Origin of the sequence: Ochrobactrum sp. P6BSIII (genome assembly GCF_014138065.1) — a bacterium.
Classification (GTDB): domain Bacteria; phylum Pseudomonadota; class Alphaproteobacteria; order Rhizobiales; family Rhizobiaceae; genus Brucella.
Genome location: NZ_JACGXB010000027.1, coordinates 1 through 25318, shown reverse-complemented (window position 1 = coordinate 25318; position 25318 = coordinate 1). Strand labels below are relative to the sequence as shown.

The following is a 25318-nucleotide window of genomic DNA, read 5'->3' as shown; positions in this document are numbered from 1 at the left end:
CATGAAAGCCGTTCTGCCTGCCCTTGCCGATCTTGTGCCTGAGCGAATGAAGCCGGGAGCCGATCTTGTTGCCGAAGGCAGGCAACTCGCCCGCGACTGGCGGGTGGGCAAAAATGCCTTTCTCTCGGAGAACAATGTTGCCTGCGAGGCCGAATACAAGCGTCGCAAAGTTGCCGAAGGCCGTATGATGCAACATGCGCATATCGGTTTTCGCAGTGTCGAACGCACGGTCGAAGCAATCAGCGAAGTGCATGGCACTTGCGCCAGCCGTGGTGTGACGGTTGATCGTTTCGGCATCACGCTAGACTGGTCGATGGGCTATCCGGTGGCGGTACGCCAGGATCGACCCAAGGGAACCGGCATAGTGCTGAATGGTCCCGAAGATTTTGCCCGTATCACCAATGCGGCACCTGCGGCCGCGCATTTCGGTGACTTCATGCTTGGTCTGCCAGGCGCTGTCGAAAATACCAAGGGCGCGCTTGCGGCAGGCGCTACGGCCATCGGCAATCTGGGGCAGTATTTTACGTTCCGCCTGCCTTATTGGGATGACGATGTTGCGACGACTGAAGCTGCGGTCACCGCGCTCGGTCTGATTGCCGCACAAGATGAGGCAGTTCTCGTCCATTCCAATCTCGATGACGGTTTCGCGGGTCTGTTTGCCGACATGAGTTCGGCGCTCGGCATGGTGTTGATTGAGCGCCATATTGTTGAGAACCTTATCGGCGGGCGCATGTCGCACTGCTTCGGCCATCACTACACCGCGCCATTGGTTCGCATGGCTTTTCACAAGGCATTGGCCACATTCAGCGATGCACCGGGCACCATGCTCTTTGGCAATACGGTGAGCTACAAGTCGAACCCGGCAGGCAATTATGCGAGTTTGGCGAGCTATTTGCAGGCCGACATATGGGCGTTGGCGCGGGAGCATACCGGCCATGCGATCAACCCGGTGCCGGTCACGGAAAACCAGCGTATTCCCGACATTGATGAAATCATTGATGCCCAGACCTTTGCCACCCGCATGGCTGAACATGCTATCTCCACGGCAAGCCTGATTGATCTGGCCCAGGTTGACAAGGCTGCCGATGGCTTGATCGAAGCCGGGCAGCGATTTAGCGCAAATGTTTTTTCAGGGTTGGAAGAGGCAGGCGTCGATATTGATGATGCGGCAGCCCTCATGCTGGCTCTCCGGCGGATCGGGCCGAAACGACTGGAAAGCCTCTATGGTGCGGGTCGCGAAGATGCTACCGCATGGGGTGGTCGTCGTTCGGTGATGCTGGCCGAGTGGGTCGAGGACCTTGAGGAAAGCGCTCATGAATGGGTGGACCGGGTGCCGGAAACCGCCCGCGCTGCCATTGCCGAACGGGCTTTGCGCTGCTGCGTCGCCTCATCGGATGTTCATGAACATGGCAAGAACCTGATAGAGCGCATTCTGGGCATGAGCGCTGTCGGCATTGTCGATGGTGGTACCTCGGCAGACCCCGAAACCGTGGTTGCCGCCGCCATTGCTGAAAACGCCGATTTCATCGCTATCTCGACCTATAACGGCATTGCGCTGCGTTATGTGCGTGATGTGCTTGCCGTGTTGAAAGCTGCCGGTTCCGACATGCCCGTGCTTATAGGCGGGCGGCTCAACGAGATACCTGAAGATTCCAATTCTGGTCTTCCTGTGGATGTCAAAGCGGATATCGAAGCCCTCGGCGCCCTGCCTTGTGAGACGCCGGAAGTGATGACTCACTTTATCGAAAATTTCATAAAAACTTCCAGAGAGGGAACAAGAGCATGACACACTGGACTGGTGTATTCCCGGCTGTTACTACCAAGCTGAAGCAGGACGGCGCACTCGATCTTGATGCAACCGCGGCCTCCATTGACAGGCTGATTTCGAATGGTGTTTCGGGGGTCATCGTTCTGCCGATGCTGGGCGAAAATGCATCGCTCAAAGCGGAAGAACGTGACCAAGTGATCCTGGCAGCCAAGGAAGCTGTGGCTGGTCGTGTGCCGCTTCTTTCCGGTCTTGCGCAGATTTCCACGGCGGATGCGGGTGCAGCAGCACGTCGTTACGAAAAGCTGGGTGCACAAGGGCTGATGGCTTTTCCGTCACTTGCCTATAAGACCGATGCGCGTGAAACCGTGGCCTGGTACAAGTCGCTCGCTGCAAGCAGCGGCCTCCCGATCATGATCTACAACAATCCGATTGCCTATGGCGTCGACGTCACGCCGGAAATCCTCAAGCAGCTTGAAGACACGCCATCCATCCTCTGTATCAAAGAGGAATGCGGGGATATCCGCCGTGTGACCGACCTTTATAATGTTTGTGGTGACCGCTTCTCGGTGTTCTGTGGTGTGGACGATCTGATCGTTGAAAGTCTGGCGCTCGGCGTCACGGGCTGGGTGTCGGGCATGACCAATGTCTGGCCAGCCGAATGCGTCAAGCTGTTTGCTCTCGCTTCGTCCGGCGATTTTGCTGAAGCACGCAGGCTTTACCGGTTGCTGACACCGTCCTTCCACCTCGATACACATGTGAAACTGGTGCAATACATTAAGCTTGCCGAAAAGCTGGTCTATGGCGCGCCTGAATGGGTGCGTGAACCGCGCCTGTCGCTTGAGGGCGATGAACGCGTGTATGTCGAAAGCGTCGTGAATGACACGATCGCCAAGCTCGCAGCTTGGAAGGACTGAAACATGCGTTTTTCCAAAATGGTCAATGTCGTCGGTGTGCATGCAGCGGGAGAACTGAATGAGGTGATTACTGGCGGCGTCCTCGACGTGCCGGGTGCCTCGATGTTCGAGAAGATGCAGTATCTTGAAAGCAAGGCCGACGATCTGCGCAACTTCCTGCTGAACGAACCGCGCGGCCGGGTGACACAATGCGTCAATCTTGTTCTGCCAGCCACAAGACCGGAAGCGGACGCCGGTTTCGTCATTATGGAATCGGACTTCTATGTGCCGATGTCCGGCACCAACACGATTTGCACCACAACGGCGCTGCTGGAAACCGGCATGATCCCTATGCAGGAACCGGAAACAAGGCTGGTGTTGGAAGCGCCAGCAGGTCTGGTACCCGTGACCGCGCATTGTGAAAATGGTAAATGCGTCAGCGTAACATTCGACAATGTGCCATCTTTCGTTTTCGCGTTGGACGCCAAGGTGGATGTGCCGAGTCTAGGCACCATCACTGTCGATGTCGCTTATGGAGGGATGATCTATGTGCTGGTTGATGCGGCATCCATCGGTTTCAATGTCGATAAGACCGAAGCCGCCAAGCTCGTAGAGATTGGCGAGCGGATCAAGAAGGCTGCGGCGGAACAGGTTCCGGCCATCCATCCTGAGAATCCGGAAATCCATACGATCAACCAGACCTTGTTCGCAGGGGCGCTGGAAGAGCGCGACGGCGTTAAGCGCTCGCGCAATGCCGTAATCGTTTCGCCGGGGCGTATCGACCGCTCGCCCTGCGGCACGGGCACAAGCGCCCGGCTGGCGGTTATGCACGCGCGGGGTCAGATCGCTGTTGGAGAAACCTTCGTGCATGAATCGATCATCGGCACCGAATTTATCGGCCGCGTGCTGGAAGAGACGACATGCGGAGAAATGCCCGCCATTCGCCCGGCGATTACGGGACAAGCCTGGATCACAGCATTCCATAATTATGTACTCGATCCAACTGACCCGTTTCCGACCGGATTCCGGCTCGGCGACACTTGGCCAGGCAACTAGAGCCTTTTAATTCAAATTGTCCCGCGCGAATTGCTCGATCTGCTTGTTGTTCCACATGGAGAGACCACAAAATGTCGATTGCTTTGGCCGATGATGGTTGCCGCCTCTACTATGAGGTGAAGGGCGAGGGCGAGCCGGTCATTCTGATTCCTGGACTGGGCGGTGACGGCCGTTTTTGGGCCGGTGTCGCGAAGGCACTACCAGAGTTTCGGCTGATTACTGTCGATCATCGTGGTGCGGGACGTAGTGACCGCCCTGATGGTGGCTATTCCATCGAACGGATCGCGAGTGATGTTCTCTCAGTTCTTGACGCGGAAGAGATTGACGCCGCGCACCTGGTGGGACATTCCACTGGCGGGACGGTGGTGCAGATCATCGCGCTTGATGCGCCGGAAAGAGCGAAATCGCTGGTTATCAGTGGTAGTTGGGCACGCCCAGATGCGCGTTTCCGCGCGCTTTTCCTGTCACGTCTGGAACTGATGCAAAAGGGTGAGGTTGCTGCCTATCAGAACCTCACACATGTTTTCGGCTATACATCGGAATGGATCGCACGGCACGAAACGGAACTCAATGCTGCCGTTGAGAAGGCCGGGGAAATGCTCGCTCCTTATTCTATCACGGCGCAACGAATCAGCATGTTGCTGGATTTCGACCGCTCAGAGTCACTCTCGAACATCAAACAACCTGTACTTTTAATAGGTGCGAGAGATGATATTATGATCCCGTTTGATCGTATGGAAGAACTTGCTAAAAGCATCGCTCACGCCTCTTTCGCAGAGATGAGCGGGGGACATTTTTACCCGCGTGTCGCACCTGACGATTTTGCGGCGACTATCACAAGGTTCATTTCTGAAGCAGCACAGTCGAGAAGTTTTCGTTAACTCAGGGCCGTCTGTCCAGCGATAGTCCCCATCCTTGACTGGCAATCAAGTCGGTGACCTGACCTGATTTAAGCTTCTTGCTTGCGCGGTATTATCTAATGGGTTGTGGAGTAGCGCAAATCAAGAACAGAACTCCGAACTACGTTTTGCCACAGTCCATCAGTACGCTTCGGACAAGTTGGCGCCGTTCCTGGTAAGCGGTTTCGGGGGTCTAGTGTCTGCCGCCCTCATATAAAGAGTTCTCCAATCCGTCCAGGTAGTCTTCACCACGGCAGATTAACGAGCAACTTCACAGTCTTGGAGTATCATATCCGTTTCTTCCGGATGGCTCTGACTAGGCGAAAAGTGGCAAAAGCAGCGGAAGCGAGATATAAAAATCCGCCGATGAACATGATGCCGTATACGCCGGCGAACAGTTCGCGGTCTTCTCTGAACCTGTCGTGTGTCCCGGTTACAGGATACACAAAAGCCGCGATGATTTCGCCTATCCCATATCCGACGAAGAGGCAGACCGGCACCAGCAGCAGAAGGCTGATGAGGAAAACGATGATCGGCTTCAGCATTGTCATTTACCTTCCGGCATCAATCAGCTTGTCGAGCGAAAAGCGTTCGGAACTAGCATCGCAGCGGTGCCAATCCATCTGCGCGTTCGCTTCATCGCGGTGTCCGTAGCACCAGTCTCTTTCATTAAGAGCAAGGCCATAAATCCTCATTGATGCGCAGGCGACGACGATCCGGACATCATGACTTATGCTGTGCAGGCAATTGTCTCCTGTTCTGTCAAAAAGCTCTTTCAGCTCATCGTCAGTCTCGGTGGCTTGCACAAAGAGCTTGTCGGCAGCCACGGCGGGACTTGCCATCTGCGATCCGATGGCGAACAGTAAGGAAGTGAGCAGCGGCCAGTTCATTGTTTCGTCCTTCCACTATGACGATCGGGACGCAGGGGCTGCAATCCGTCGTTGGTGCGTTGTCCCGTCAATATGAAACATTTTGCCAAGCGGTCAGCTACACGGTCATAGGTGTTCGCCTCGTTTACTGGGTAGGTCAGACGAAATGACCGGATGGTGTTGATATTCCGCGTCCTAGTCGGCTTCAGAAGCGCCTTGGCATAGAAGATGGCGTCGTTCTTCGCACCGGAGATCACAGCCCAGTTCTCGTCCGTGCGCCGATAGCTGACGGTGGCATTTTCGTCGGCGAGGCTGGCGATAATTGTTTCCATGTCTTCTTCCAGAACGTTGTAGCTGCCCCAAACCCGCAATTTGGCGCCCGACTTACTGGAGAATACATCACCGTCGCCATTGTCCGATTCAAACTGGACAGTCAAAAGGTCGGCCGGATAACAAACGGAATAACCAAAGCGGGCGTTGACGTAAATCTTCCACGCGTGGTCACCGCCATTGCAGACGTGCCTGCGACTATGACAATCAGAGCCGAGGCAAGAATCCCTCCGAAGATGTTCATCCGTTTTCCTTTCGATAATTGTCATCGACACCACGGTTTTGATCAAACCAAACGTACCATGATCGCGGCGCTTAGCCCGACAAGGACGCCGCCGCTAACCCTCAAAATCCAGCCAGCGGAATTCGAGGAGGAAATGCGTGGCGATGCGATCGAGGCGATTGCCACAGATGCAAGATCGCCGAGCGAGAAAGCGCCGTTCACGATGATACCAAGCAGCAGGAACTGAAGCCAACCGGGCATCGCTCCTTGTGGATCGACGAATTGGGGCAGGAACGTCAGGAAAAACAATGCAGTCTTCGGATTGAGGATCTCGACCACGATGCTGTCGCGCAAGACGCGTCGGTGCCGCGCGGGGATTTCGGTTGCTTCCTCCGCGATCGAGGCAAACATCATTCTTCCGCCCAGCCACAACATGTAGAAGGCTCCCGCCAGCCGCAGGAATGAATAGAGTGCAGGAGCATGGTGCAGAAGCGCAGCCAATCCGGCAGAGGCTGCCGCGATATGTACGTAGCAACCCAGATGAATACCGAGGGCTGCCATCAAGCCAGCTCTTTGTCCGTAAGCCAGGGTTTGCGCTGACATATATAAAATGGCCGGACCCGGCATGAAAGCGAACACCAGTGTGGCAACGACGAACGGTAACCAGGTTTCCAGCAACATGCTGCCGACCTCCTATTTCCCGCCGAAAAAGAGTGAACCAAACTTTATTCATGATGAGAAACGATTTATCATCATGCTATTCATGACGATCCGAGGTGAAACAGTGTTCGATATTGTACTGTTGCGGACCTTCGAGGCAGTCGCCAGCCTATCGAGTTTTACAAAGGCAGGGCAGCAACTCAACTTGACGCAATCTGCCGTCAGCGCCCATATTCGGCGGCTGGAGGATCAGGCGGGAAACGCTCTTCTCGAACGTAATACCCGCACGGTGGCACTGACCCCACAAGGACAGGCGCTGCTTGGTTACGCAAAGGCGATCCTGCGCTTGAGCGAAGAAGCGCGGACATTAATGAAAGGCAGCGCCAACGCAGTCCATCTGCGGATTGGTGCATCCGATGATTTGACGAGCACCTGGCTGCCATCCGTACTAAAGAGGTTTCAGGATTTTCGTTCAGAACGAACGTTGGAAATCCAGATATCGAATACGACTACTTTGCTGGAAACTATGGATAAGGGCGAGCTGGACCTGATTATCGGTTGTCGATGCCGGGGCGCCCCATCCGGTACTCATCTGTGGAGTGAGCCGCTTAGATGGGTAATCGGAACGACCCCACTCGGAACTGGAGCAACCGTCCCGCTTGCCGTTTTTCCTGAACCGTGTCCCTATCGGGACGCTGCTCTTGCCGCGCTGGCTGCAAAAAACTGTAAATGGATGATAGTCAGTGTCAGCCCCAGCCTCGGCAGTTTGACGGCGATGGCCGCGGCTGGCCTGGCGGTCACGCCGCTGAATTCCAGTTCCATCCCGGCAAAATTACAAACGGGAGGCGCCATTCAATCACTGCCGCCGCTGCCAGATGTTGAGTTCGTTGCACATATCAGGCCGGGTTTGTCCGAAGAAAATACGCTACTCACGCGCTCAATCATTGACTGAATCACTCTCAACAGGCCGAAGTCGACTTCATAGCTGTGGCGCATATCTAGTCTAAGCTGGGCTTTCGCGTCCGATTTCATCTACGCGGGCAGTCCGAGCAGGCTCGTGTCCCGACCTGAACGCAGATGAAAATGCCTGAAACAGCGAGAAGTTCATTCACGCAGACGTTGACGGGCCACCACCTAAAATCCGGCAATGAGCGTTGTTTCGGGGACAAGCCGCAAGCGATCATATCTAGCGAGGGTGGGCTTTCAGCAGGAAAGGAGGACCAAACGATGAATCTGGAAGAATTGGCCAAAAGGATATTTCTAAGTCAGCCCTTCAGTCAGTATCTGGGCGCGGAACTCATTGCTGTCGGTGATGGCAGTGCAAATATCTCTCTGGTTATCCGCGAGCATCATACACAGCAACATGGCTTTGTTCATGGGGGCGTGATCAGCTACCTGGCAGATAACGCGCTTACATTTGCGGGAGGGCTCGCTCTTGGAGGCGATGCACTTACCGCTGAATTCAAGATTAATTTTGTTCGGCCTGCGAAAGGTAGCACACTGCTTGCACAAGCAAGAACATTAAGCACGGGGAAGCGACAAGCTGTGTGTCAATGCAAGGTTGTTTGCGACAAGACGCTCGTAGCAGTCGCCCAGGGAACGATCGTCGCGGCTCATGGTTAACTTGAATTCGGGTTGTTTCTCTGCAGGCTCATTTGTGCCGAGTTCCGTGCAAACATGTGAAACGCAATGCGTTGAAAGCCTTTTTGACGATCGTGGTCCGGTAAAGTGCTGACCCTGCGATCGGCCCCGGGCGGTCTTCGGCCTTGCAGAGGCAGACGGTGCCGTCAATATCAGATCTGTGGCAAGTTTGACGGTATCTCTAGCCTATTTACAACAGGCCTCAATCGCTACGGAAACGGTTGATGATATTGAACAATCGATCGCGGTATCTTGCGAGATCCTTTCTGGGAGTGGTTGCGAGACCCATCTAAAGCCCACATTGGCGAAGCTCATGTGACACGTACCAGGAAGAAAGCGGAGCCGGAAACATTCTGAAAGGGAGTAATTCGCGTGCAATGGTCAAATCTGGCGTGCCGTTTGGGAGCCGAAGCAGGACGCCAAAACTCGTTGCGATGACATTCTCATTACCACTATGGGTCCGCAGTTGCGTCAACAATTCCGCGTTTCAAACGGCGAGATGAAGCAAGTAGTGGCCGTTTCGCATGAACTCCGCTTTCGCGAGCTGAAGACGATCCCAACGGCGGCCAAAGACAAGCCGCAACTTCGATGATGCGGGCGGTGAGTTCCGTGGGCGTCCAGACCCTTATAGCCCAACATCATTGACCGTTTGGCCGAAGTCTTGCCTACTCCAGCGGCCAAACCTCGACGACTCCATGCGCGACGGCACACGGAACGCCTGAGACCTTTTTGACAGCCTCAGCCAAATCGGCAGCTTCGACCACTGCGAACCCGGCAACCGGCAAGGAGGCGGACAAAAATGGTCCTTCCTGCGTTTCCACACCAGTCCCATTGTGATTGCGTACTTGAACTGGCCTGCCCGCTATGCCAATTAACGCTCCTTCGGAGATGAGCGTGGCGTCTTGTTCGTGAGCAGCGTTTCGGACTTTTTGTGACGTCCGATCGTATCCGGCCCGGTCGCCATAACCGATAGTGATGAATTTGGGCATTTTCCAATCCTCCTGAAGAAATCTGTGCTGACCGAAGCGAGCTAGGCCAAAGCCTATCCTGTGTCTTCCGCGGGGCTTAAACGGACAGAAAATTCGATTGTTCCCTCATTCATGAGCTCGAAGGGTATGAAATGGACGGAACGCGGAACATCACTTCCACATGCTTCGCATCCGTGCGCCGACGTCGATGCGGACATTGCGCGCGCTGCCTTCGCTGGCGGTTGCTGCAACTTTTGGCCAGCTTATCATCTCAAACAGATTAAGAAGCGTGGCTGGGATGAACCGTGTTCGCGCGGCATAAACATGCCGGTCGCCCTTCGCATTTTGCCCATAGGTAAAAAAACGTTGCGGTGTAATGAGAGCGAGATTGTCACGGGCCCGCGTCATGCCGACATAAAGAAGGCGACGTTCCTCTTCCAACTCCGCCGTCGTTCCCGCCCCCAGATCAGAGGGCATACAGCCGTCAACGACGTTGAGCATGTAAACGGAGCGCCACTCCTGACCTTTGGCGGAATGAATGGTGGAAAGGATGAGGTAGTCTTCATCAAGAAGCGGCACTCCAGCCTGATCGCTCGTCGCATCCGGTGGATCAAGCGTCAGTTCGGTGAGAAAGCGCTCACGGTTCGGATAGCCGCTGGCTATCTGTTCGAGCTGAACCAGATCCGCCTTCCGTGTATCGTGGTCTTCATGAAGACGTTCAAGGTGGGGCTCGTACCAGACGCGCGCCAGGCCAATTTCTCCCGGCCAACCACCCTCGGCTTTTCGAAGGCTGGAGAGGAGATCAATAAAAGCTGGCCAGTCGTCTCCACTTCTTGGCGGTGGCGGAATTTCTGCAAGCGACTGTAAAGGTTCCGGGTCCAGGGCAATGGTGTCAAGAATCCTGCCAGCCGTTTGGGGGCCAACGCCAGGTAGCATCTGCAAAAGGCGGAAGCCCGCAACACGGTCGCGCGGATTCTGCGCAAACCTCAATGTAGCGAGCAGGTCTTTCACATGCGCACTGTCGAGGAATTTCAGACCGCCGAATTTCACGAAGGGGATGTTGCGACGGGTAAGTTCGACTTCCAAAGCGCCACTATGACTTGACGTGCGAAACAGCACGGCCTGCTGTTTGAGCCTGACGCCCACCTCACGGTTCGCCAGGACCTGCTCGACAATATAGTTTGCCTGATCGCTCTCGTCCCGAACCGTCACAAGCATAGGCCGTTGTTCCGATTGACGATCGGTCCAGAGGTTCTTGGTGAAACGCTCGCGGGCGAGACTGATCACTCCATTCGCGGCAGCAAGGATCGGCTGTGTTGAACGATAATTGCGGTCGAGCGTGATGACGTCGGCTGGCTTTGGAGAAAATTCCTTGGGAAAGTCGAGGATGTTGTGAATGGTTGCTGCGCGGAAGGAATAGATCGACTGCGCATCATCACCAACAACCGTCAGACCATGCCCGCTCGGTTTCAGCGCCAACAGGATCGATGCCTGAAGGCGGTTTGTGTCCTGATATTCATCAACCAGAACATGGTCGAAACGATGACTGACATCCTCGGCAAGCGCGGCATCCGACATCATCTGCGCCCAGTAAAGCAGGAGATCATCATAATCGAGCACATTTTGATGCTGTTTGGCTTCAACATAGGCGGAAAAAAGCTGTTTCAACTGCTCTTCCCAGCCAAGAGCAAAAGGATAGGCGTTCTTTAAAACCGCGCCGATTGTACTCTCGGAATTGACGACCCGCGAATAGATTGCCAGACACGTGCCCTTGGTTGGAAAGCGGCTTTCCATTTTCGAGAAACCCAGTTCATGACGAATGAGGTTCATGAGATCGGCGCTGTCTTCTCGGTCATGAATGGTAAAGTCGGCGCTGAGTCCGATCTGTTGGGCGTAAATGCGCAAAAGACGCGCGCCCATTCCATGAAATGTTCCCGCCCAGGCCAGAGCGTCCGTCATGACGGACGAATGATCGCCAAGCACCTGTTTGCAGATACGCTGGACACGCCCGGCCATTTCGGATGCCGCGCGACGCGAGAATGTCATCAACAATATCCGGCGCGGATCAGCGCCATTGACGATCAGGTGAGCGACACGATGCGCCAAGGTGTTCGTCTTGCCCGATCCAGCACCCGCGATGATCAAAAGTGGACCGCCGATCGTACCATCCGGCATGGCGACGCCATGTTCGACCGCTTCTCGCTGGCGATCATTCAGTTTTTCCAGATGGGCCGCTGCCATATGTCCTCGTCACGCATGAATGATTTTGAACACCGGACCGCGGATAATCGGCTGACATGTCCATGCGTGCTTTATTAGAGCATTCGAAACAAAAAGGGAACATGCTTGCTTGTGCCTTTGGCGATGCTTCCCCGCCGGCTCCCGATTATGGGATCAGAATCTGATGAAACTATAATTTCTAGAGATTTTATGTATTTTAGAAAAATAGCTCTTATGTGCTCACCGACAGTACTTAATATGCGTCTATGCCCTCTGGCACACTGACAAAACGCGGCTAGCGGGGATCGGACCTCGTAACCTCATTTGGACAGCGCTGTCGGCCGGGTCCGCCAATTGTGATCTCTCAAATGTCACCCTTTCCGTCTGACTGGGCAGCAATGCTTCATTGCGGATTGGAGCATTCGCTCGACTGATAAAGGCACGCTGATGTCCCGCCCCCTGATCTATAATGGTTTTCTCCATCTCACACCAAATCACCACGCCCACGGCTACTGGCGGACACCTGAGGGCCAAGTGCAGTACGGCTACTCGAAGCTGGAACCCTATATAGATGTTGTGAAGACCCTTGAGCGCGGTCGCTTGGACACGTTGTTCATTGCCGACGTTTCCGGTGTGTACGATTTCGAACACACGATCCGGGCCGGTTCACAGTTTCCGTCTGCCGACCCGATCACTATTCTCTCGGCGCTTGGGCTGGCCACCGAGCATCTTGGTTTGGCTGTCACCAGCAACATCATCCAGGCCCATCCATTTGCCTTCGCCCGTCAGCTATCGTCTCTTGACCACTACACGAATGGGCGTGTTGGCTGGAACATTGTCACCAGCTATCTGACCAATGGCTTCCAGAATTTCGGCTACGACACCATCACCCCGCATGACGACCGCTATGGCTGGGCGCAGGAATATCTCGATGTGACCTACAAGCTCTGGGAGCATTCCTGGGAAGAGGGCGCCATCCTGCACGACGCGGCCACCAACCGCTTCTTCGACCGCGACCGCATTCACCGTATCGATCACGTCGGTGAGCGGTATCGCGTGGCCGGTCCGCATATTGTTGAACCTTCCCCGCAGCGTACGCCGGTATTGTTCCAGGCGGGCAACTCGACCGCAGGTCGTGAATTCGCGGTGCGAAACGCTGAGGTGACCTTTTTACCATCGGCTACGCCGGAAGCGGCCCGACGCGATATTGAGATTCTTGACAAGCTCTTGACGCAAAATGGCCGCGATCCGCGTTCGCTAAAGAAAATCGTCACGCTTTCGACAGTAATTGGCTCGACCGAGGAAGAGGCGAAGCGCAAGCAGTCCTATCTCCATGACAATACGGATTTCGATGCATTGCAAGCTTTTCTGAGTGGCGGCAGCGGCATCGACTATTTCAGTATTTCCCCTGATACAACGCTCGGCGAACTGAAACACCGCTACGACACCAGTGAGCATGTGCGCAGCGGCTTCCGGCGCATTTTGGACGCCAATCCGAACCTCGACCTGGACGCGACCTGGGGCGAGCATCTCGTCAAGACTGCGCTGCTGCCCGGTCGCTTTGCCGGCACGCCGGATCAAATTGCCGATGAGGTTCAGCGCTGGGCTGACGCAGGCGTCGACGGTTTCAACGTCGTGCCAATCACCACGCTTGGTTGGTGGGACGAGTGGGTCGATAACGTTGTTCCTGTCCTTCAAGCCCGTGGTCTTGCACAGACGGAATACGCTCCCGGCACGCTTCGCGAAAAACTCTTTCGCAACGGTGATCGCCTGCCTGAAGCGCACCATGCCCGCAAGCTCAGCCTCAAGTCACGAACGAATACGAAATCGCCCGAACCGGCGCTTTGATCATTACGATTTCATCAATTCACGAGCAGACATTATGAAGAAGACGAATACGGCGAACATTTTCGCATCCGTGCTGACAATTGCGATACTGCCGCTTACCAATCTCCTGTCCACGGGTGCGATCGCCGCCACCGGCGCGGATGATCCCAATCGCATCCCTGGCGGCACGATCACCTACGTCCATGAACAGGAACCGCCATGCTTATGGGGCGGGTGGGTCCAACAGGCCTATCTTTCTCGGCAGGTTTTCGATTACCTCGTGAGCTACAGCGATGACGGGCAAATCAAGCCCTGGCTTGCCACGAACTGGAGCGAGTCCGAAGATCGCAAAACGATTACTTTCCGTTTGCGCAAAGATGTGGTCTTCACGGATGGCGACAAGTTTAACGCCGACGCCGTGGTCGCAAACTATCCGGCTTGGGAAAAGGGCATCGGTTGGCACGGTTTCACCTATATGACGGGCTTTACCAAGGTAGATGATTTCACAGTCGAACTCCATCTTTCCGAGCCAAATCCAGAAATCTACAACATATTGGCGAATGGCCATTACGGCTTTCAATCTCCCAAATCACTTGCCGAGAACACGAAAGAACAGAAGTGCCTGACGCCTGTCGGCACCGGACCCTGGAAGATAGAGAACTGGGCTCGTGGCAGCGGCATCAGTTTCGTGCGCAACGACGATTACAACTGGGCACCCGAAAATGCCCATCATAACGGTCCGGCTTACGCGGAACGGCTCGAATGGAAATTTGTGCCAGACGCCACAACACGGTGGGGCGCCATTATCAGTGGCGAGGCCAATGTTGCTTATCAACCACCGTCTGTTCAGTGGAAGAACGCGCAACAAGAATTCCAGACACTGTCTTTCGTTGCGACGGGCCGACCGCAGGGTCTATCGTTCAACGTTGCACGTGGACCTTTCGCCGACAAGCGCCTGCGCCAGGCCTTCGTCTACGCCATAGATCGTCAGCGTATCGTACAGGCGATATTCAAAGGAACGGCGCCCTTCGAGGGCAATGGTTCGTTGAGCAAGACGACGCCACTCTACAACAACGTGGACGCGGCCTATTCTTTCGATCCATCGAAAGCGAACCAACTACTCGATGAAGCCGGCTGGACAGAGCGTGACGCGAATGGTTACCGGGCTAAGGATGGCAAGACCCTGGAGGCGCGCCTCCCGTTCAATCAGGCGATTATCAATACCGAAGGTGCGACAGCTCTCCAGGTCATTCAGGATCAGGTGAAGGCTGTTGGCATCAAAGTGAACCTCATTCCGTTGACACAAACGGAAGGTTTTGCTGGCGCTTATTCCAAGCCGGATGAAAAAGAAATTAGCTTCGGTTATTGGGTTTGGCCGTCGCCGAATATTCTGGACATCGTTTACAACCATCAGCTCAACGGCCGCCCCAACGGCAATAACACCTCATTTTTTAATGATCCCACGGTAGAGGCCGAGATCATCGACGCGCAACGCGAAGCAAATCCGAAGGTGAGGCTTCAAAAATACGGCGCGCTTCAGAAATGGTTTGACGATCAAGCCGTGGCGATCGGCGTCTATAATTTCACCTACAATGTTGCGGTCACAAAAGACCTGAGAGGTCTCTGGCAGGACCAGGGAAATGGGCTTCTAAACTTTTATGACGCCTACTTCGTGAAGGATTGAGCGATGGCCATCGACACCTCTGTCATCGATGCGGTGCCGATAGGGCACGCCAAGGTCCGCCCATATCCTGCCTTCGGCATCCTGCGAACGGTGCTGTTGAAAGTCGGATCGGCGATCTTCGTGCTGTGGGGAGCGGTGACCATTACCTTTATCGTGCTAGCGATCCTCCCCGGGGACCGTGCGACCATTCTGCTCAACATCACCTCAGGACAGACGATCGCACGTACGCCGGAGGAGCTAGCACCGATCAACGCGATGTATGGGTTCGATCAACCCATATTGACGCAATATGTCGGCTACGTAACCAGGTTGCTGCACGGCGACCTGGGGACGTCTTTCGAGTTACAGCGCTCGGTCGCCAACATTATCGGCGAGCAGATCGTACCCACTTTCACGCTCGCCGGCTCCGCACTTTTGCTCGCCTGGATATTCGCTGTCCCCTGGACGTTGTTCACAGCCGGGCGTAGCCGTCGGCTTGGGGCTTTCGGTTCGGCCACGGAGACTATCATGGCTGGGCTACCACAATACTGGATCGGTATCCTGTTGCTGATCGTTTTTGCCATCGGACTACGCTGGTTTCCCGTAATCGGGGGAACAGGTTTCATGAATAGCGTGTTGCCAACCGTGACGCTTGCCATCCCTCTTGCCGGCTTCCTCGGGCAATCCATCAGAGGCGAATTCGATCGGACCATGCGCGAACCCTTTGTGCTGTCGGCGAGGGCGCGTGGCATGAGCGGGTGGGGTGTACGCGCACGCCACGTCCTTCGACATGCACTAATCCCCGGCGTCACCCTTAGCGGATGGGCGATTGGGCATCTGCTATCCGGGACCGTTCTCGTCGAGACGGTATTCGCGCGACCGGGTTTGGGAGCCATCGTTGTTGATGCTGTCAGCAACAAGGATTTTGCTCTGGTGTCTGGCTGCGTCATCCTCAGCAGCTTTTTGTACGTAGTGATCAATCTCGTTCTTGATCTGATTTACCTCATCGTCGATCCGCGTTTGCGAGGTGCGGCATGAGCGATATCGCCACTGGCGCTAGTTCCGAAACAATTGCGGGAAAAGCGCTATCGAGGATTGTCGGAACCCCACTTTCCGTAGCTCTTTCGGCGCTTGTAGTGCTGTTCTTTATGATCGCCGCAATCGCGCCCTCAATTCTCTCCACGCACTCTGCATTCGATACCGACCTTTTGGCTTCCTTGACGTCACCTAATGTGGATCATTGGCTTGGCACTGACGAAATTGGTCGGGACTTATATAGCCGCATTGTCTGGGGAACGCGTGGATCGTTGCTGATTGGCGTCGGAGCGATGGCGGTAGCTTTCGCTGGCGCTACAGTGCTGGGCTTCACCACCGCTCTTGCGCCTCGCTGGATCGCAGAGCCAGTAAACCGCATCCTCGAAATACTGCTGGCGTTTCCGACGCTTTTGTTGGCGTTGCTTTTTGTGGCTTTGCTCGGTCCATCGGCGACGAGCCTTTTGATATCGGTCGGTCTGGGAACCACGCCGGGATACGCCCGCCTGATCCGCGCTCAGACGTTAAAAGTGAAACAGTCTGGCTATGTCGAGGCGGCCAGAGCGCTCGGCCATCCATGGCGGACAGTTTTCATCCAACACATCGCGCCAAACGCGTTCCGCCCACTGGTTGGTCTCGTGGCTCTTGGCATTGGTCAGTCTGTTGTCTGGGCCTCTGGTCTGTCCTTTTTGGGGCTCGGTGTTGCACCGCCCTCTCCTGAGTGGGGTGCGCTTTTGGAGGCGGGTAAGGCCAACATCACGGTTGCCTGGTGGCTCGAAATATTTCCAGGTCTCGCGATCGTTCTTGTAGCATTGTCGTTTACGCAGATCGGCCAGTATCTCCAAGATATCGCAGAAGGAAATACCCGCCGATGACGTTTGATACCGAAGTTTCAATTGCGCAATCCACAAGACTTTCGGCCAACAAAAAGCTATTGGAAGCCCGTGGGTTGAATGTCTGGTTTACGGATCAAAATGGCGTACGAAAGCACGTCGTCAAGAGCGTCGATCTTGATCTCCACGCTGGCCAATGCATCGCGCTCGTCGGCGAATCCGGTTCCGGCAAAAGTGTGACTGCTCGTTCTCTTGTGGGACTGGCGGGGGAGAATGCGGACGTCGCGGCCGACACGCTCACCCTTGAAGGGCAAACGCTTCTTGGACGTCCGGATTCATGGTGGCGGCGCGTGCGTGGCGCAAAGGTTGGTTTCATCCTGCAGGATGCATTGGTCTCACTCGACCCATTGCGACCGGTCGGAAAGGAAATCGATGAGGCTTTGTCGCTTCACAATTGGGGCACACGCCGGACGCGTCGCGAGAAAGTGTTGCAGACACTAGCAGATGTCGGTGTGCCTGAGCCGGAATTGCGGGCAAGGCAAAGGCCAGGTGAGCTTTCGGGAGGCTTGCGCCAGCGAGCGCTCATTGCCTCGGCCATCGCTTTGCAACCTGACATCGTGATTGCCGATGAACCCACCACGGCTCTTGATGTCACTGTGCAGGCGCAAGTCCTTGCCGTCTTGAAACAGATGCTCTCCCGCGGCGCCAGCATCATTTTGATCAGCCATGATCTTGCCGTGGTCGCCAAGCTCGCGGATGTCATCCTCGTGATGAAGGGTGGCGAAATCGTCGAGGCCGGACCGAGCGAACAGGTCCTTGGCCAACCGCGGCACTCCTACACACAACAACTCATCGATGCGATCCCCAGCGAGCACACAAAGGGCACGCGCCTTTCAGCAAGCAACGCCGTATTTACCCCTGAACTTTTCTCTTCACCCCACCTGCAACGTTCAAAGAACGAACCGCCGCTTCTGGACGCACGCAATATTGTCAAGAGTTTCCGCGGACCCGACGGCGCCCGCCGTACAGTTGTGAAGGACGTGTCATTCAGGCTCGGACGCGGCGAGACTCTGGGAATCGTTGGCGAGTCAGGCTCCGGTAAGAGCACTTTGGCTCGCATCGCGCTGGCGCTCGAAACACCCGACAATGGTGAAGTGCGCTTTCTCGCGCAAAAATGGAGCCACGCTACGCCAGCCGAGCAACAGGAGATCCGAAGGCGCATCTCGGTCGTCTATCAGGACCCGCTGTCTTCATTTGATCCGCGCTGGCGAGTGTCGCGCATTCTTACCGATGCGATAATCCTCGGCGATCCAAACAATGCCGGTCGGGCTCGAAATCGGGCGACCGAATTGCTCGAAACCGTGGGCCTCACAGCGGCCCATCTCGACCAGTGGCCACTGCGCATGTCGGGCGGACAGCGACAACGTGTTGCTATAGCGCGCGCCATTGCGACCAATCCAGAGATCATCGTCCTCGATGAAGCCGTGTCGGCTCTTGACGTCTCGGTGCAGGCGCAAATCCTCGACCTACTGTCCGACTTGCAGACGCAGCTAGGGGTCAGTTACCTGTTCATTTCTCACGATCTGGGTGTAATTCACCACATGAGTGACCGCGTCCTCGTCATGCAGAATGGCGTTGCTGTGGAGCAAGGAACGGCGGACGAAGTCTTCTATCATCCACATCATAGCTACACGCGAAAGCTGCTCCAATCTCTTCCGCGTGTGGAATACACCCGACTACGCAAAGCAGCCTCTTCACGGTGAGAACCAATTCCCGAAAATTTTATCCAGGAACAGCGAATGTCTAACAACAATTTCGTATGGCCGCATGTGCCAACGGAAGATTTCGAACGGCTTGCAAAGCGCTTTCGTCCCGTCTTTGATGAAATCAAACAAGGCGCGATCGCCCGTGATCGCGATCGGAGACTTCCTTATGAAGCTGTTGAGCTCTTACGGAAGAGCGGCTTTGGCGCTCTTCGCGTCCCAACTGAATTTGGCGGCGACGGCACCAGTCTGACGACCCTTTTCGCCTTGCTGACGGAACTGTCTGAAGGGGATTCGAATCTGACGCAGATCCTTCGAGGTCACTTTGGCTTTGTGGAAATTGCGCTGCACCATGCAGATAAAAATTGGTCCCGACGCTGGCTCGAAGCAGCCGCTAAAGGCGCGCTTTTTGCACCTGCTCACACCGAGCCAGGCGTCTCCCAGCACGGCAGTTTTTCAACGGTCGTGACCGGGGAGGGCGACAAATTAGAGCTGAACGGAACAAAATATTATACGACCGGCGCGCTTTATGTCGACTGGATCCATGTCACGGCAAACCGTGGAGATATTGCCGTCACCGTTCTCGTGCCGACAAATGCGAAAGGCGTAACTATCGTCGACGATTGGGACGGCTTCGGTCAGACGCTCACGGCCAGCGGCACGGTGGTCTATGATCACGTGTCGATTGCTGAAGCAGACATTCAGCCCGCCGTCGGCTGGGCAGTTCACGTGCCGTCCGTGTATCAGCTTATCCATCTCTCAACCCTTTCTGGAATAGGACGCGCCGCTGTACGTGAAACTGCCGCCTATCTCGATAATCGCCAGCGCACTTACGCCCACGGCAATACCGGCACAGCCAAGCATGATCCTCAAATACTCCAGGTCGTCGGAGAAGTGGTTTCGAAGGTCTACAGTGCGAATGTAGCGACGCTTAACGCCGCCACAGCATCGGAGAGGTTTTTCAAGAAGCTCATCTCCGGTGACGCCGACGAAGACGATCGCGCGCGGCTGGAGATCGAAGTCTATCAGGCCCAGATATCCACCGTGACACAGATATTGGAAGCAACGGCAGCGCTTTTTGGCGGGCTTGGCGCCTCAGCATTGAGCCGAGGGCGTGGCTTTGATCGGTTCTGGCGAAATGCAAGGGCGATTTCCTCGCATAACCCTTTGATTTACCGCGGGCGTCAGATTGGTGATTTTGTGGTCAATGGCACACTGCCGCCTGCTCAGTTTTCGATACCGCTTTCGTCACAGCGATCTGGCGGTCAATTCAGAGATGAAAACGAAGAAGCTCTAGCTTAAGATCGGCCTACTATTCCGGTCCTTGCCAAACTATAGTGCGGATGTCAGGGTGTCGTGAGGCAGGCACGACTTCGGGACGTTTGAAGACAACTCCATTCGTTGATCGACTGTTGAAAATCGCGAGCGAGGTCTATAGTCAGCTATGAGCCTTCGGGCACCATCGTAAAATTTATCGGAAGAGCTATTCAAGGATGAAAAATCCAAACCGTACTGTTGTCGTTGAATATAAAAACAGACGCGCTCGCAAGGGCAACGCCTCCTTGTGGGGAAACCTCGATTTGAAATCGTAAGCCCGTGAAGTGGAAGCGGATGCGATACTCCCCTTGCCAGAGGCTCCTGTAACGCCTGATCCCGCCCCGCCGGTGGTGAGCAACGCAAAGGTGGGAACGGCTGAAACAGTGCCCCTGGACGAACCTGTCACTGCCATTCCCGCTGAAGCACCGATCAAAACTGCAAAACCACAACCAGACATAAGAGCAGGAGAGATTGCGCAGGAGGAGGACTCCGTTCGACGCCCGTTAAAAAAGCCAGGACGGCGGAAACAGGCGGAAAGTCGAACAGTCGCTAAGCCCGATATTCAGATTGAGCTGTCGTCTCTCGAAACCGAAAATGCAAACTTGAGACGCGAATGGGCTGCAAAGCTGCGTGCGGAGAATGGTGGCTTACTCTTGATGCTGAAACGCTTCGAACAGCGGCTCAAATGACAGGCCGCTGCGACGGCTGATTGACTTCCGCCGCCGTCACTTGACGATTAACTCCGGCCGCTGGAATGCGAACAATCCGTTGCGGGATGCGTGGCATCGCGCAACGTTTAAAGCCCCGCCCATGCGCGATGCGGATTTGCATGCACCTATGTTTCGCCCATAAGCGGATTTTGTTTTGATGATGCTTTGCCGGATCGTTGCGTCTCAGGCGAAGGCGACATCGTTTTCCGTCAGTTCCGCAAGTTTAACGTTTTCGATGATGAATCCGTTTCCCGAATCGTCGGCGCTCACGAAAACACCATCTTGTGTATCGACTGATGCAGCGACAAAACTTTCAAAATTCGCGATCGCGTCGATACCGCGCGCGCAATAGCAGAACATCACCGCTGTCCACGTCGAAATCAGTGACCCGGTCAAGGCCTGTGGACTGGACAGATTCATCGTCCCAGATGAAAGTGTCGGAACCGCCTCCTCCAGTGAAGACGTCGGAGCCCGATCCACCGAGCAATCGGTCTGAACCGTCGCCGCCATTCAGTTCATCATTACCCTCTCCTCCAAGGAGACTGTCGGAACCGCTAGCGCCATAAATATAATCATCGCCTCCGCGACCGTCATAGGTGTCGTGACCACTAAAGCCTTCACGAAACGTCTCCGAACTGGTGATGCGATCATCGCCATTCCCGCCGAATATCTGGGCGCCCCTGGCCGCTGAACGAACATCGAGATCGAACTTTTCGATGGTGGCGTAGGAAGCTGCGTCGAAGGTGAAACCGGGAGCAACATCGTCAAAATTGACCGAGAGCGTATCGTCACCGTCGCCGCCCGACATCCGAAACCAGTAACCGGCATAATAACTATCCTGCACGCCCGCCGAAAAACTGTCATTACCGCCGCCGCCCAGCAGCGTATCGTTCCCTTCGTCGCCGGAAACGTCGTCATCGCCATTGCCACCATCAATGATATCGCTGCCGCGACCGCCCCGGATTTGATCTTCTCCATCCCCACCCAGGATTTGATCCTGTCCAGCTCCGCCGGAAATCTGATCATTTCCATTTCCGGCCAAGACCTGATCGTCCCCATCCCCCGCCCGAATGTTGGCGAACGCGAAACCGGATGCGTCGATGGTGTCACCTCCTGCACCGGTCTGAAGGTTCAATCGTTCGAGATCCGTGAAATAGAGGTGGGCGTCACTGACGGTCGGATCACCCCAGTAAGCGTGGCCTTGCGGCGAATTGAACACAACTGCGTCCGTCTGGTTCGACAGATCCACCACGAGCGTATCAGTCCCGTCTCCACCACGAGCGGCGCCGCCGACAACATTGAATATGAGGCGGTCATTGCCTGCTCCTCCTGTGAGTTCGTCGAACCCGGACGCAGCGCCCGCACCGGTCGTCAGCACATCATCGCCAGCCCCTCCATCTATAATATCATTGCCGAGCCCGCCTTCGACAAAATCATTTCCGGCCAGACTCCAAATGCGGTCATTTTCATCCGAACCCACAATATTGTCGGAATGCTCTGTTCCCACGATCTTCGCCATAACGATCCTCCTCGTTTTTGAGAGGAGAACATAACTGTAAATGATTGGTGTATTAAGTAATTTTATATTACGCCGATATTATAATTATTAATTTAAATATTTTATTTATTGTTCGTTTTTATTTTGGAAATACCATGTTAATGGCGCGTATTCACCTAATTAACCCATCCCCGCGATTGTGGAATATCTTCAGAACACTTGCGTCTGGTCATACGGCGGTGATCGGTTTATCGTTGCTTAGCTATTATGCTATCGAGATGAAACAGACAGTATCTCTTCATATCCACTTAGCAGGAACAGGGGATAAACCGACAATGAAATCATGGGGCGAGCGGCTCGTTGCGGGGCTCAAAAACTGGCGGTCACATAAAGGCGACAGTGCGGTTAGCGAAGTGCCTGATATTGAAGGCGAGTCCGCGGATCGCCTGCAGCAGCCTGACGCAGCGTCGCATGCAAAGCTCTCGATCAAGGTCACAACCAAACGCCACGATGAAACAGCCTTCAGGCCAGATCCTGACGGTGAGCTGGAATATTCACCTGTGGCGGCCGTGGACAAGCCGCAAGCGGACGAGGCTCCGTCAAGCTTGGGGCAGCCAGGGAGAAACTTGGCGCACGTCGATCTCACGGCGTCATCATCAGGTAAGAAGCCTGCTCAAAAGCGCGCCCGAGCAAGAAAATCCCCATCCGAAGACCAATCAACGGCAAAAAAGGTACTGGCGATCCAGACGGCGGAAGAGGGCGCAGAAACAGATGCTGCAACTCCCTCGCAGATCAACTCAGAAGCCTCATCACAAGCATCAGCGCCGCCCAAAAAGCCACTCACGCCGTTCGATCCGACATTGCAGAGTGAAACAACAACGTCTGAAACGACGGTCGACGAAAATCGCTCCGCACAAAGGGTTTCTGTGTCGATGCAAAAACGCTCTCGTGATCGCAAGCCAAACGTTAGTAACGGGCAGGTGACAGACAGTGAACTGGCGGAATTGGAAGCAGAAAATGCTCGGCTCAAGCTCCTTTTAAAGGAACGGCTGGAAGCGAAGAAAAGCAGTTCTCACCGTTGAATGGCTGGCATGCTAAATGCCGACAGATCACGGTAATGAAGAGTTGTAGTGGCTATTGCGTTGCTACATGGAACCGGTCATTTGTGACAGAATAGACGCCGGACGTGTGGCACGACACGTCCTCCTCCCAAGTCGTGCCGTTCAGGATCCGCCCGCGTCGCTCTCATCCTCCCTGCGAAGCGGGCGTTCTTTTTTTGGTCAATCCGTAACGGTGCTACACTCACGGCAGGCATGTGATCCTTATCTGGGTCTATAGCCTCGCACCTGTTTTTTCCGGGCTACAGTCAGGAACATTTTGATGGCCTCCGTTTCCTGTTGGAAATGTTGCAGCTTGACCTGTCCGGAGGTCCCGATCCGCCCCCACTGGCGTGTCAGGCAGGGTTCTCCAAACAGCGAATAGGAAATATGCATGGCGTAGTAACGGGCCATGTTTTTATTCGGGTCTGTCCGTTCGACATAAAGATGGAACTGCTGGGCGATCATGTCAAAAAGATCGCTGAAACCGTCCCTCCCGTCTAACGACAGTTTTGAATCAATCCGCTCGGACCGGTTCATTTCAGTGAACTATCCCTGTGTTCCCGGTTTGTTATCCGTCAAACGACGTAGAAATGGACGAAAGTTAGGGATGACCGTTTTTTGTCTCGATGGTAAAAAACGAACCATACGAAGAGGAGAGGGCCATGGAGGGCAATCCCGATTTTCACAGGTCCGGTGCGTTGAAGTCGCTTCTAACCGAAGGCGAGGAAGTGATACGTACTGCACGCGTATCCGATCATCCGAATTGGCTAGATCGGATACCAGCTGTCCCGTTTGTCGTTCTGGCGCTTGCCTGTGGTCTTGGCACGTTCGTATTGATCAGCCGGATTATTTAAATCCCCGGTGCTTTTCCCGGAGACGGGGATGGGTAGACTTGACTGTCTGCGCCCCGCATGATTTCTCTCAGGCGCAAATAAATCAGTTTATTTTTTGTTTCTGTCAGCTTTCAAAGCTTTGCAGCTTGTCCAGAAGGCTTTTGGAGATCTCGAATTGTCGCGCTGTTCCACGACCCATGGAGTTCGTCACCATGGTTTCGGTCAACATGCCGCGTTTCACGAGAAGATCAACTGTCTCCTTCACACCGCTGCGCGTCAATTCAGTGATTTCCATTATATTTGTTAGATTTAGCTTCTGGTGCGTCTGCGTCATCGTGTAAAGGATCGTCATCATGCCGATCTCTTTTACGCGCGCCTGCGGGGTCTCGCCTTCCATCGGATTGTCGAGGATCTCGTGAAGGATCAGTCCGGAAAAGGCGAGACTGTGCAATTGAGATTTAAGCGCTCTTGTCATGTCATTTAACTGTGGTATATACGTTAGTCAAAATGCATTGCGTTACCGTATGACGCCGCTTCCATAGCGTGGTGTCATCGTTTCGGAGGGGCAAGTCCATGAAAAACCTTCTGCTTAAATGCCTGCTAACTCTTTCGTCTCTTTCATTACCTTACCTGATTTCAGGGGGCAATGCGCGCGCTGATGAATGGGGATGCAAGGTCATCCTCTGCCTTTCCAATCCGGGAGGGCCAACCGAATTTGCTGAATGCGATCCTCCGATCCAAAAACTCTGGCGTGAGCTTGCAAAGGGTCATGCCTTTCCAACCTGTAGCGGTGCGGGATTTCAGAGTTCGCGTCCAGGTTATGAGCCATATTATTGCGATGCAGGCTATCGGCTGTCGCGTAGCTCCGGCCCTTTGGGTCAAGAGGCGACCTGCGTTTCCATCACTCTGCAGAACGTGAGGCGTTCCCTGTGCGCTTTGGATCGTGACAATCGCGGAACTCAATCTAGCTCGGTCCTGTCGGTTCGATTGCAGCGCCAGGACGGTCGACTTCAGTGCATGGGCTATTCCCTCACGCGTCCGAACATTCGGAAACAACCACATTATATCGACGTGTCGATCGATGGCGTCGGCATACAACGCGTCTGGTATTGAGCGATGGGTGTTGATTTGCACTGAGAAGTGACCCGGCATTGCCGGATATTGTCATCGAGAATTGACCCATGTTTTGAACCTTGCTCCGCGTGTTTTTAACGG

General features: G+C 54.7%; 25 protein-coding genes. 16 read left to right on the top strand and 9 right to left on the bottom strand.

Annotated features, from left to right (window positions below; all coding sequences use genetic code 11):
• Nucleotide 1: 1 nt before the first annotated feature.
• The 4 genes from FHW00_RS23435 (at nucleotide 2) to FHW00_RS23420 (ending at nucleotide 4598) form a co-directional block, all read left to right on the top strand.
• Nucleotides 2–1786, top strand: coding sequence for a cobalamin-dependent protein (locus FHW00_RS23435; RefSeq protein WP_078341092.1), 1785 nt, complete (start codon nucleotides 2–4; stop codon nucleotides 1784–1786).
• Entirely contained in the window at nucleotides 1783–2682 is a 900-nt protein-coding gene (locus FHW00_RS23430) for a dihydrodipicolinate synthase family protein (protein ID WP_078341093.1), read from the top strand. Before FHW00_RS23435 ends, FHW00_RS23430 begins: the two co-directional genes overlap by 4 nt.
• A gap of 3 nt (nucleotides 2683–2685) precedes the next feature.
• Complete coding sequence (locus tag FHW00_RS23425; protein ID WP_078341094.1) at nucleotides 2686–3717, top strand: proline racemase family protein; 1032 nt, start codon at nucleotides 2686–2688, stop codon at nucleotides 3715–3717.
• Nucleotides 3718–3788: 71 nt separating this feature from the next.
• Nucleotides 3789–4598: an alpha/beta fold hydrolase gene (locus tag FHW00_RS23420; protein ID WP_078341095.1), complete on the top strand. Its 810-nt coding sequence runs from the start codon at nucleotides 3789–3791 to the stop codon at nucleotides 4596–4598.
• Nucleotides 4599–4903: 305 nt separating this feature from the next.
• Here FHW00_RS23420 and FHW00_RS23415 read toward each other — a convergent pair whose 3' ends face one another.
• The 4 genes from FHW00_RS23415 to FHW00_RS23400 are packed head-to-tail and all read right to left on the bottom strand — an operon-like array spanning nucleotide 4904 to nucleotide 6719.
• Nucleotides 4904–5167, bottom strand: coding sequence for a hypothetical protein (locus tag FHW00_RS23415; RefSeq protein WP_445558018.1), 264 nt, complete (start codon nucleotides 5165–5167; stop codon nucleotides 4904–4906).
• The gene (locus FHW00_RS23410; RefSeq protein ID WP_078341096.1) at nucleotides 5168–5506 is read right to left on the bottom strand and encodes a hypothetical protein; all 339 of its coding nucleotides are present in this window, start codon (nucleotides 5504–5506) and stop codon (nucleotides 5168–5170) included.
• A complete protein-coding gene (locus tag FHW00_RS23405; protein WP_182514703.1) occupies nucleotides 5503–6105 on the bottom strand; it encodes a hypothetical protein in 603 nt (200 codons plus the stop codon). Before FHW00_RS23405 ends, FHW00_RS23410 begins: the two co-directional genes overlap by 4 nt.
• Nucleotides 6102–6719: a LysE family translocator gene (locus tag FHW00_RS23400; protein WP_078341098.1), complete on the bottom strand. Its 618-nt coding sequence runs from the start codon at nucleotides 6717–6719 to the stop codon at nucleotides 6102–6104. Before FHW00_RS23400 ends, FHW00_RS23405 begins: the two co-directional genes overlap by 4 nt.
• On the opposite strand from FHW00_RS23400, the gene FHW00_RS23395 reads away from it, so the two are divergent.
• Together FHW00_RS23395 and FHW00_RS23390 are read left to right on the top strand one after the other, a co-directional pair.
• Nucleotides 6718–7650 (top strand): LysR substrate-binding domain-containing protein, encoded by a 933-nt coding sequence (locus FHW00_RS23395; protein WP_176168382.1) that lies wholly within the window; start codon nucleotides 6718–6720, stop codon nucleotides 7648–7650. The genes FHW00_RS23400 and FHW00_RS23395 overlap by 2 nt on opposite strands.
• Nucleotides 7651–7925: 275 nt before the next feature.
• Nucleotides 7926–8321 (top strand): PaaI family thioesterase, encoded by a 396-nt coding sequence (locus FHW00_RS23390; RefSeq protein ID WP_078341117.1) that lies wholly within the window; start codon nucleotides 7926–7928, stop codon nucleotides 8319–8321.
• A 683-nt stretch (nucleotides 8322–9004) separates the two neighbouring features.
• On the opposite strand, the gene FHW00_RS23385 is transcribed toward FHW00_RS23390, so the two are convergent.
• Both FHW00_RS23385 and FHW00_RS23380 read right to left on the bottom strand, forming a co-directional pair.
• Nucleotides 9005–9328: a YciI family protein gene (locus tag FHW00_RS23385; RefSeq protein WP_078341099.1), complete on the bottom strand. Its 324-nt coding sequence runs from the start codon at nucleotides 9326–9328 to the stop codon at nucleotides 9005–9007.
• 150 nt (nucleotides 9329–9478) lie between these two features.
• Nucleotides 9479–11548: an ATP-dependent helicase gene (locus tag FHW00_RS23380; RefSeq protein WP_078341100.1), complete on the bottom strand. Its 2070-nt coding sequence runs from the start codon at nucleotides 11546–11548 to the stop codon at nucleotides 9479–9481.
• A 426-nt stretch (nucleotides 11549–11974) separates the two neighbouring features.
• Here FHW00_RS23380 and FHW00_RS23375 point away from each other — a divergent pair, with 426 nt between their 5' ends.
• The 7 genes from FHW00_RS23375 to FHW00_RS23345 all read left to right on the top strand — a co-directional run bounded on the left by FHW00_RS23375 (nucleotide 11975) and on the right by FHW00_RS23345 (nucleotide 20651).
• A complete protein-coding gene (locus tag FHW00_RS23375; RefSeq protein WP_078341101.1) occupies nucleotides 11975–13375 on the top strand; it encodes an NtaA/DmoA family FMN-dependent monooxygenase in 1401 nt (466 codons plus the stop codon).
• 34 nt (nucleotides 13376–13409) lie between these two features.
• Nucleotides 13410–15038 (top strand): ABC transporter substrate-binding protein, encoded by a 1629-nt coding sequence (locus FHW00_RS23370; protein WP_078341102.1) that lies wholly within the window; start codon nucleotides 13410–13412, stop codon nucleotides 15036–15038.
• A gap of 3 nt (nucleotides 15039–15041) precedes the next feature.
• Complete coding sequence (locus FHW00_RS23365; protein WP_078341103.1) at nucleotides 15042–16055, top strand: ABC transporter permease; 1014 nt, start codon at nucleotides 15042–15044, stop codon at nucleotides 16053–16055.
• Nucleotides 16052–16924, top strand: coding sequence for an ABC transporter permease (locus FHW00_RS23360; protein WP_078341104.1), 873 nt, complete (start codon nucleotides 16052–16054; stop codon nucleotides 16922–16924). The genes FHW00_RS23365 and FHW00_RS23360 overlap by 4 nt, the downstream gene beginning before the upstream one ends.
• Nucleotides 16921–18645 carry a dipeptide ABC transporter ATP-binding protein gene (locus FHW00_RS23355; protein WP_078341105.1) on the top strand — a complete coding sequence of 575 codons (1725 nt, stop codon included), beginning with the start codon at nucleotides 16921–16923 and terminating at the stop codon, nucleotides 18643–18645. The genes FHW00_RS23360 and FHW00_RS23355 overlap by 4 nt, the downstream gene beginning before the upstream one ends.
• Nucleotides 18646–18681: 36 nt before the next feature.
• A complete protein-coding gene (locus tag FHW00_RS23350) occupies nucleotides 18682–19947 on the top strand; it encodes an acyl-CoA dehydrogenase family protein (protein WP_078341106.1) in 1266 nt (421 codons plus the stop codon).
• Between the two features lie 380 nt (nucleotides 19948–20327).
• Entirely contained in the window at nucleotides 20328–20651 is a 324-nt protein-coding gene (locus tag FHW00_RS23345; RefSeq protein ID WP_139364455.1) for a hypothetical protein, read from the top strand.
• Between the two features lie 334 nt (nucleotides 20652–20985).
• Here FHW00_RS23345 and FHW00_RS23340 read toward each other — a convergent pair whose 3' ends face one another.
• On the bottom strand, nucleotides 20986–22191 hold the full coding sequence (locus FHW00_RS23340) for a calcium-binding protein (RefSeq protein WP_445558019.1): 1206 nt from the start codon (nucleotides 22189–22191) through the stop codon (nucleotides 20986–20988).
• Nucleotides 22192–22325: 134 nt separating this feature from the next.
• Between FHW00_RS23340 and FHW00_RS23335 the strand changes: the two genes are divergently transcribed.
• Nucleotides 22326–23252 (top strand): hypothetical protein, encoded by a 927-nt coding sequence (locus FHW00_RS23335; protein WP_078341108.1) that lies wholly within the window; start codon nucleotides 22326–22328, stop codon nucleotides 23250–23252.
• Nucleotides 23253–23492: 240 nt separating this feature from the next.
• Here FHW00_RS23335 and FHW00_RS23330 read toward each other — a convergent pair whose 3' ends face one another.
• Nucleotides 23493–23807 carry a WGR domain-containing protein gene (locus FHW00_RS23330; RefSeq protein ID WP_078341109.1) on the bottom strand — a complete coding sequence of 105 codons (315 nt, stop codon included), beginning with the start codon at nucleotides 23805–23807 and terminating at the stop codon, nucleotides 23493–23495.
• A gap of 125 nt (nucleotides 23808–23932) precedes the next feature.
• Between FHW00_RS23330 and FHW00_RS23325 the strand changes: the two genes are divergently transcribed.
• Nucleotides 23933–24124, top strand: coding sequence for a hypothetical protein (locus tag FHW00_RS23325; RefSeq protein WP_078341110.1), 192 nt, complete (start codon nucleotides 23933–23935; stop codon nucleotides 24122–24124).
• 103 nt (nucleotides 24125–24227) lie between these two features.
• On the opposite strand, the gene FHW00_RS23320 is transcribed toward FHW00_RS23325, so the two are convergent.
• The gene (locus FHW00_RS23320; protein WP_078341111.1) at nucleotides 24228–24578 is read right to left on the bottom strand and encodes a MarR family transcriptional regulator; all 351 of its coding nucleotides are present in this window, start codon (nucleotides 24576–24578) and stop codon (nucleotides 24228–24230) included.
• A gap of 98 nt (nucleotides 24579–24676) precedes the next feature.
• On the opposite strand from FHW00_RS23320, the gene FHW00_RS23315 reads away from it, so the two are divergent.
• Nucleotides 24677–25216, top strand: coding sequence for a hypothetical protein (locus tag FHW00_RS23315; protein ID WP_078341112.1), 540 nt, complete (start codon nucleotides 24677–24679; stop codon nucleotides 25214–25216).
• Nucleotides 25217–25318 lie beyond the last annotated feature (102 nt).